Raw genomic sequence first — 6,989 nt, 5'->3', positions numbered from 1 at the left:
GCCCTCCTCGACGAACGAGGGGGGCCGGGCCCGTTTCACGTGAAACATCCGGCGCGGCCGGTTCAGCGCAGCTCCGCCGGGAGGGTGCGCTTGTCGTCCACCTTCTCCGTCCGCACCAGCTCGCCCCAGACGATGTACCGGTACTTCGAGGTGTAGACGGGGGTGCAGGTCGTCAGCGTGATGTACCGGCCCGGGCCCGTCTTCCCCGACTCCTTCGGGACCGGGTTGATGACGTCGGTGTTGTACTTCGAGGTCTGGCGCAGCTCGGCGAAGACCTTGTACACGTACCAGGTGTCCCGGGTCTCGAAGACGACCGCGTCGCCGTTCTTCACCTTGTCGATGTCGTGGAACTTCGCCCCGTGCCCGTCGCGGTGCGCGGCGAGGGCGAAGTTGCCCTTGTCGTCCCAGGGCAGGGCCGACTTCACCGGGTCCGTGTAGTACCCGGCGACGCCGTCGTTCAGCACGTCCGGCGCGGTGCCCGGCTTGACCAGCACCTCGCCGTTCTTCATCGACGGCACGTGCAGGAAGCCGATGCCGTCCTTGGTGTCGAGGGCGCCGGGCTGGGCGGGCGCGTTCACCGCGGGCGCGGGGGACGCCTGCCACTGCTGGCGGATCTGGTCGCCCCGGGCCGAGGCCTGCCGGTCCGCGAGGACGTTGGTCCACCACAGCGAGTACGCCACGAACAGCCCGAGGATCAGGCCCACCGTGATCAGGAACTCTCCCAGCAGGCTCAGGAACCCGGCGATCACACTGCGATCGGCGGGCGGCGGTGCGGAGCGGCGGCGGGCACGAGACACTGCGGGTCGTCCTTACGGGCTGGTCAGCGCGGGCGGAGCGCCCTGGCTGCGCGGGCGTTCGTCGATCATCCTGCCCCATACGATCATCCGGTAGGTGCTCGTGAACTCGGGAGTGCAGGTCGTCAGCGTGATGTACCGGCCCGGTCCGGTGAATCCGGATCCCTCGGGGACCGGCTTGATCACCGAGACGTTCGCCGGGGAGGTCTGCGGGAGCGACGAGGTCATCTCGTACGTGTAGTACGCGTCCCGCGTCTCCACCACGATCGGGTCCCCCGGCACCAGCTTGTTGATGTAGCGGAACGGTTCACCGTGGGTGTTGCGGTGGCCGGCGACCGCGAAGTTGCCCTGCTTGTCGGCCGGCATGGCCGTCTTCAGCGCCCCTTCGCCGTAGTGGCCGGCCATCCCCCGGTCCAGCACCTTCGCCTTGCTGATCCCCTCCGCCACCGGGACCTTCAGGTCCAGCTTGGGGATGTAGAGGATCGCGAAGCCCTGTCCCGGCTCGAAGGCCGCCACCGGCGGCGCGGCGGACGTCCCGGGCCCCGCTCCCGGCGCCTGCTCCCAGGTCTGCCGGAGCGAGCCCGCGGCCCCGTCCGCGGCGCGCTCCGCGAGCAGGTTGGTGTACCAGAGCTGGTAGGTGACGAACAGCAGCATCACCACGCCGACGGTGATGAACAGCTCCCCCGCCGCCCGGCTCAGCACCACCACCGGGCCGCCCGAGCGGGGGCGGGCTCGCCGCCGTCCCCGCCCGCCCCGTTTGCGCGCCCGCGCGTGCGAGCGCTTCGCGGCCTCCTGGGCTGCCTTGCGCCGCGCGGCCCGGCCCTCGGTGGGGGCGGACGGCGCGACCGTCGTCACGCGACGGCCTTGCCCACCACCGGGGCCAGCCCCACCGACCGCTCGACGGCGCCGGCGTCACCGCAGCGCACGAGCCAGTTCGCGAGCATCCGGTGGCCCCACTCGGTCAGTACCGACTCGGGGTGGAACTGCACGCCCTCCACGTCGTGCTCCCGGTGCCGCAGCCCCATGATGATCCCGTCCTCGGTCCGCGCGGTGACTTCCAGCACGTCGGGCAGGGTCTGGGGTTCGGCGGCGAGGGAGTGGTAGCGGGTCGCGGTGAACGGCGACGGCAGCCCGGCGAAGACGCCGAGGCCCTCGTGGACCACAGGCGAGGTCTTGCCGTGCAGCAGCTCGGGGGCCCGGCCCACGACGCCCCCGTAGGCGACCGCCATGGACTGCATGCCGAGGCAGACGCCGAAGACCGGGACGCCGGTGTCCGCGCAGTGCCGGACCATGTCGACGCAGACGCCCGCTTCCTCCGGCGTGCCCGGCCCCGGCGAGAGCAGCACGCCGTCGAAGCCGTCCTGGGCGTGCGCGAGCTCGACCTCGTCGTTGCGCAGCACCTCGCATTCGGCGCCGAGCTGATAGAGGTACTGGACCAGATTGAAGACAAAGCTGTCGTAATTGTCGACAACCAGAATGCGCGCGCTCACGGAGTGGCTCCCGATCCCTCGTCCACCGTCACATCGTTGAACGGAAGGAGCGGCTCGGCCCACGGGAAGACGTACTGGAACAGTACGAACACCACCGCCAGGATCAGTACGAGAGAGATCAGCGCGCGTACCCACGCGTTGCCCGGCAAGTGCCGCCAGATCCAGCCGTACATTCCGTCTGTTTCCTTCTTCGTCCACGATCGTTCCGCACCGCGGGGGCGGTACCGCAACAGCCTAAAGGCCAGGGCCCCGGCAGCGGGGGTCACCGGGGCAATCCCTCAGTTCTCGCCGGGCGCGACGGGCCGGGAACCGGTGAGCTCCGCCCAGACGATCAGACGGTGGCTGTGACCCCATTCGGGATCGCAGGTGGTCAGGGTCAGGTACTTGCCCGGAGTGGTGAAGGGGGACCGCTTCGGCACCGGGTCGACCACCCCGGTCTCCGTGGGCAGGGTGCGCAGGACCTCGCCCCGGACGGTGTACGTGTACCGGTCCGTGGCGTCCCGGACGATCACCTCGTCCCCCGGGCGCAGCTCGGGGACGTCCTTGAAGGGGTCTCCGTACGTGCGCCGGTGCCCGGCCACCGCGAAGTTCCCGTTGCCCCCGGGGCCGGCCGTGCCCGCGTAGTGGCCCAGGCCCTTCTTCAGCAGATCGGGGTCCGTGCCCTCCAGGACGGGCTTGCTCCAGTCCGGCCCGAAGCGGGGGACGTACATCTCGGCGAAGGCCTGCCCTGCCGGGTACGAGCGCGGCCGCGGGTCCGGGGGCGGGGTGCTCCCGCCCGAAGGCCCGGGGGAGGCAACGGGCGCCGCCGCCGGGGCCGCGGCGGCCCAGTGGTCGCGCATCCGGTCCCGCTCGCCCTCCATGGCCCGGTCGGCCTTGACGCCGGTCCACAGCAGCACGTAGGCCACGAACAGCACGATCAGCGTCCCGGCCGTCAGGCACACCTCGCTGAACGTCCGTACCACCAGGCGCAGTACGACGTCAGGGCGCGGCGGACTCCAGCGGCTTCGCATAGTGGAGGTCCACTGTGCCGGAGTAGCCCGGCAGTGTCAGCCTCTTGTCCTCGTCGACTTTCCAGCCGAGCCCGTACGCGTTGACGTACAGCTGGTAGTTCTGCAGGGCGGGGGAGGCCGCGAGGGCCTTGCGCAACGCGCCCGGGTCTCCGACGGCCGACACCTTGTACGGGGGCGAGTACACCCGGCCCTGGAGGATCAGCGTGTTGCCCACGCAGCGCACCGCGCTGGTGGAGATCAGCCGCTGGCCCATGACCTCGATGCCCTGGGCTCCGCCCTGCCACAGGGCGTTCACCACGGCCTGGAGGTCCTGCTGGTGGATGACCAGGTCGTTGGGCTGGGGCTCGGGCACGCCCGGGACACGGGCGGTCGCGTTCGGCGGGGCGTCGTTGAGGGTGACGCTCAGGCCCTTGCCGGAGATCTCCTCGGTGCCCGAGGCCGCGCGCAGGGCGGCCAGTTTCGCGTCCTCGGCCTTGGTGCTGCCGTCGTCGCGCTCCGCGAGGGCGTCCACCCGGTCGCGCGCGGCCGCGGCGCTCTTCTCCAGCTCGGCGTTGTTGGCGCTGCGCTCGTGGATGAGGTCGGACAGCTTCAGGAGCGAAGCGTCCGTCCGGATGTTCGTACCCTTGGAAGTGTTGAAACTGGTGACGAAGATCAGGCCTGCCAGAGCGAAGACGGCGGCCGTCAGCAGCCGGACCGGTCTGGCCCGGCGACGGGGACCCGCGGAGGAGTCGTCGGAATTGCTCAACGTACCCTTCTCCTTCAACGCCACAGGTCCACTACGCTAACGGACGCCCGGGGCAGGCAAGGTCCCCAGCGCATCGACAGGAGAGCCCCTCGTGCCGAAGTCACGTATCCGCAAGAAGGACGACTACACGCCGCCGCCGGCGAAGCAGGCGCAGACGATCAGGCTGACGAACCGCAGCTGGGTAGCCCCGGTCATGCTGGCGTTGTTCCTGATCGGTCTCGCGTGGATCGTCGTCTTCTACGTGACCGATACCCAGATGCCCGTCGAGGCACTGGGCAACTGGAACATCGTGGTCGGCTTCGGATTCATCGCAGCCGGATTCGGTGTCTCCACCCAGTGGAAGTAGTGCGCATCTAGCGCCGCGGCGCAAGCTCTCCCCATGAGTTATCCACAGCGTCATCCACACCTGAGGAAAAGACAGAAGATCTGTGGATAACTCTGTGGAGAGTTGACGCCGGTGTGATCAGGTGAGTGCGGCTGTCCGCGCCACGACCACCGCCGCGGCCAGCAGGAACACCGCCACGCAGGTCCCCGTCTGGACCAGTGTGCGCTTCCTGCCGGTGGCGGGCGCCAGCAGTCCCAGCGCCACCAGCGCGCCGGTCACCAGCCCGCCGATGTGCGCCTGCCAGGACACCGACAGGCTGCCGCCCAGCGGCACGAAGGTGATCAGCAGCATCAGCCCGAGCGTGATCAGGACCGGCCGCAGTTCGTAGCGCAGCCGGCGGGCGAGGACCACGGTGGCGCCGAGCAGGCCGCAGATGGCGCCCGAGGCGCCGAGGGTCGGCGTGTTCGGCGCGGTCAGCAGGTAGACCAGGGCGCTGCCGCCCAGGCCCGACAGCAGGTAGAGGGCGAGGTAGCGGGCGCGCCCCAGGGCGGCTTCCAGCGGACCGCCGATCACCCACAGGGCCAGCATGTTGCTGAAGATGTGCCACCACTCGACATGCAGGAACACCGAGGTCAGCAGCCGGTGGTACTGCCCGGTGGAGATCCCCTCCAGAGGGGCTCCGTAGTACTCGATGTAGCGGCCGAGCAGCTCCAGCTGCACCGCGAGCCCCGGTACGGCGTACGCGGCGAGGAAGACCGCCACGTTGATGCCGATCAGGATCTTGGTGACCAGCTGGGGGTCGGCCGCGACCAGCCCGCCCGCGATCGTGCGCGGCGCGTTGGCCGCGCGGGCGTGCCCGGTGCCGGAGCCCTCCCGGACGCACTCGACGCACTGGAATCCCACCGACGCGCTGACCCGGCAGTCCGGGCAGACGGGGCGGTCGCAGCGGGTGCAGGTGATCCCCGTGTCGCGGTCCGGGTGGCGGTAGCAGCCCGGCAGACGGTCGGTGTCCATCGGTCCCCTCGATCAGCGGCGGCGGGGCAGGGAGGTGCCCCGCCGGTCCGGTACACAACCAGGACGGACGGGCGGGGCGCAAAGGTTCCCGGCGCCCCGCGGATCACCGCTCTCGGGACGGTACGCGCGGCTCAGCGCCGCTCGACGGCCACCGACTGGATGATCACGTCGTCGAGGGGCCGCTCGGTGCGCGGGTTGGTGGGGCCCGCCGCGATCTTGTCCACGACCTTCTGGCTGGCCGGGTCGGTGACCTCGCCGAAGATGGTGTGCTTGCGGGTCAGCCAGGCGGTGGGCGCGACCGTGATGAAGAACTGGGAGCCGTTGGTGCCCGGGCCGGCGTTGGCCATGGCGAGCAGGTACGGCTTGGTGAAGGACAGGTCGGGGTGGAACTCGTCGGCGAAGCGGTAGCCCGGGCCGCCGGTGCCGTTGCCGAGGGGGTCGCCGCCCTGGATCATGAACCCGCTGATGACGCGGTGGAAGACGGTGCCGTCGTAGAGCGGGGCCGTGGTCTTCTGGCCGTCCGTGGGGCGCGTCCACTCGCGGGCGCCGGTGGCGAGCTCCACGAAGTTGCGGACCGTCTTGGGAGCGAAGTTCTCCAGCAGCTCGATCTCGATGTCGCCGTGGTTCGTCTTCAGGGTGGCGTAGAGCTTCTCGGCCACGGGTCTGCCTTCCATAGTGATCACTGTCGGTTCCGATCCTCCCACGGAGGGCAGCACAGCAGAGAAATCCCCCACCCGTATGCCCTGTCACGCATGCCGGGCAGCGCTATGGCAGGCATGATCCGACAAAGGGTGGAAAGGTGAACTGTGTCCGCCACCGAGGAGGAGGATCCCGTGACCCGCAAGGACAGCGTGCGCCTGGCCGCCGAGAGCGCCAGGGACACCGTGAAGCACGCGGCGGAAGTGGTGGCGCCGTACGCAGGAAGCGCCAGGGACGCGGCCGTGCACTACGCGCACGAGGCGAACGAGCTGCTGGCGCCGAAGGTCTCGCACGCCGCGACCCAGGCCTCGCTGCAGGCGCGTGCGGCCTACGACTCCCATCTGCATCCCCGGATGTGTGCGGCCCGCTCCCACGTGCCGCCGAAGGTCGACCGGGCGGCGGTCCAGGCGGTGGAGCAGACGCGCCGCGCCGCGCGCCAGGCCGCCGAATACACGCAGCCCCGTATCGAGAGCGCGCTCGCGGCGGCCACTCCGGTGGCCGAGGAGGCCGCCTCCCGGTCGGTCGCGGCGCTGGCCGCGCTGCGCGGCCAGGTGTCGGCCGACGAGGTGCGCCGGCTGGTACGCCGCAACGAGCGCCGGGCCCACTGCGGCCGGGTGTTCCGCGGCGTCGCGCTGGTCGGCCTGGTGGCCGCCGGGGCCTTCGCGGCCTGGAAGTGGTGGGACCGGCAGTCCAACCCGGACTGGCTCGTCGAGCCCCCGGCGGCCACCGAGCTCTCCGCGCGCGACGCCGAGCCGGCCAGCTTCGACGACGAGCTGGCGGAGCAGGACCGCGAGACGGAGACGGGCACGCCGGGCACGCGCCCGAAGGGACCCGACGGCGGCACGCAGCAGCACTGACCGGAAGCGGTACGCGGAAGGGGCCCGGATCCACCACCTGGATCCGGGCCCCTTC

The 6,989-nt window shown here is 70.8% G+C and carries 9 protein-coding genes and 1 pseudogene; 2 read left to right on the top strand and 8 right to left on the bottom strand.

Annotation, left to right across the window (positions count from 1 at the left end; translation table 11 throughout):
• Nucleotides 1-62: 62 nt before the first annotated feature.
• The 6 genes and pseudogenes from ACFV0Q_RS35960 to ACFV0Q_RS35935 form a co-directional block, all read right to left on the bottom strand.
• Nucleotides 63-797 (bottom strand): class E sortase, encoded by a 735-nt coding sequence (locus ACFV0Q_RS35960; RefSeq protein WP_385011382.1) that lies wholly within the window; start codon nt 795-797, stop codon nt 63-65.
• A 12-nt stretch (nt 798-809) separates the two neighbouring features.
• Nucleotides 810-1,700, bottom strand: a pseudogene (locus ACFV0Q_RS35955) (class E sortase); the annotation flags it as partial.
• On the bottom strand, nt 1,646-2,284 hold the full coding sequence (locus ACFV0Q_RS35950; RefSeq protein WP_267033877.1) for an aminodeoxychorismate/anthranilate synthase component II: 639 nt from the start codon (nt 2,282-2,284) through the stop codon (nt 1,646-1,648). The pseudogene ACFV0Q_RS35955 and the gene ACFV0Q_RS35950, both read right to left, overlap by 55 nt.
• Nucleotides 2,281-2,457, bottom strand: a complete 177-nt coding sequence (locus ACFV0Q_RS35945) for a hypothetical protein (RefSeq protein WP_030225149.1) — start codon at nt 2,455-2,457, stop codon at nt 2,281-2,283. The genes ACFV0Q_RS35950 and ACFV0Q_RS35945 overlap by 4 nt, the downstream gene beginning before the upstream one ends.
• Before the next feature lie 105 nt (nt 2,458-2,562).
• A complete protein-coding gene (locus ACFV0Q_RS35940; RefSeq protein WP_385011380.1) occupies nt 2,563-3,294 on the bottom strand; it encodes a class E sortase in 732 nt (243 codons plus the stop codon).
• The gene (locus tag ACFV0Q_RS35935; RefSeq protein ID WP_385011378.1) at nt 3,263-4,039 is read right to left on the bottom strand and encodes a DUF881 domain-containing protein; all 777 of its coding nucleotides are present in this window, start codon (nt 4,037-4,039) and stop codon (nt 3,263-3,265) included. Before ACFV0Q_RS35935 ends, ACFV0Q_RS35940 begins: the two co-directional genes overlap by 32 nt.
• A 91-nt stretch (nt 4,040-4,130) precedes the next feature.
• On the opposite strand from ACFV0Q_RS35935, the gene crgA reads away from it, so the two are divergent.
• Nucleotides 4,131-4,385, top strand: coding sequence for a cell division protein CrgA (gene crgA / locus ACFV0Q_RS35930; protein ID WP_266575696.1), 255 nt, complete (start codon nt 4,131-4,133; stop codon nt 4,383-4,385).
• A 117-nt stretch (nt 4,386-4,502) separates the two neighbouring features.
• On the opposite strand, the gene ACFV0Q_RS35925 is transcribed toward crgA, so the two are convergent.
• Entirely contained in the window at nt 4,503-5,378 is an 876-nt protein-coding gene (locus ACFV0Q_RS35925; RefSeq protein ID WP_385011376.1) for a rhomboid family intramembrane serine protease, read from the bottom strand.
• Nucleotides 5,379-5,509: 131 nt separating this feature from the next.
• Entirely contained in the window at nt 5,510-6,037 is a 528-nt protein-coding gene (locus tag ACFV0Q_RS35920) for a peptidylprolyl isomerase (protein ID WP_385011384.1), read from the bottom strand.
• A 174-nt stretch (nt 6,038-6,211) separates the two neighbouring features.
• On the opposite strand from ACFV0Q_RS35920, the gene ACFV0Q_RS35915 reads away from it, so the two are divergent.
• Nucleotides 6,212-6,934, top strand: coding sequence for a DUF5324 family protein (locus ACFV0Q_RS35915; protein ID WP_385011374.1), 723 nt, complete (start codon nt 6,212-6,214; stop codon nt 6,932-6,934).
• Nucleotides 6,935-6,989: the final 55 nt, after the last annotated feature.

Source organism: Streptomyces sp. NPDC059564, assembly GCF_042735575.1.
Lineage (GTDB): Bacteria > Actinomycetota > Actinomycetes > Streptomycetales > Streptomycetaceae > Streptomyces.
The sequence above is the reverse complement of the archived record's forward strand: the minus strand, read 5'-3'. Positions and strand labels throughout refer to the sequence as shown.

Excerpts from the sequence above, each read along its gene's own strand:
- ACFV0Q_RS35945 (WP_030225149.1), bottom strand. The coding sequence starts at position 2,457 with ATGTACGGCTGGATCTGGCGGCACTTGCCGGGCAACGCGTGGGTACGC.
- ACFV0Q_RS35940 (WP_385011380.1), bottom strand. The coding sequence starts at position 3,294 with ATGCGAAGCCGCTGGAGTCCGCCGCGCCCTGACGTCGTACTGCGCCTG.
- ACFV0Q_RS35925 (WP_385011376.1), bottom strand. The coding sequence starts at position 5,378 with ATGGACACCGACCGTCTGCCGGGCTGCTACCGCCACCCGGACCGCGAC.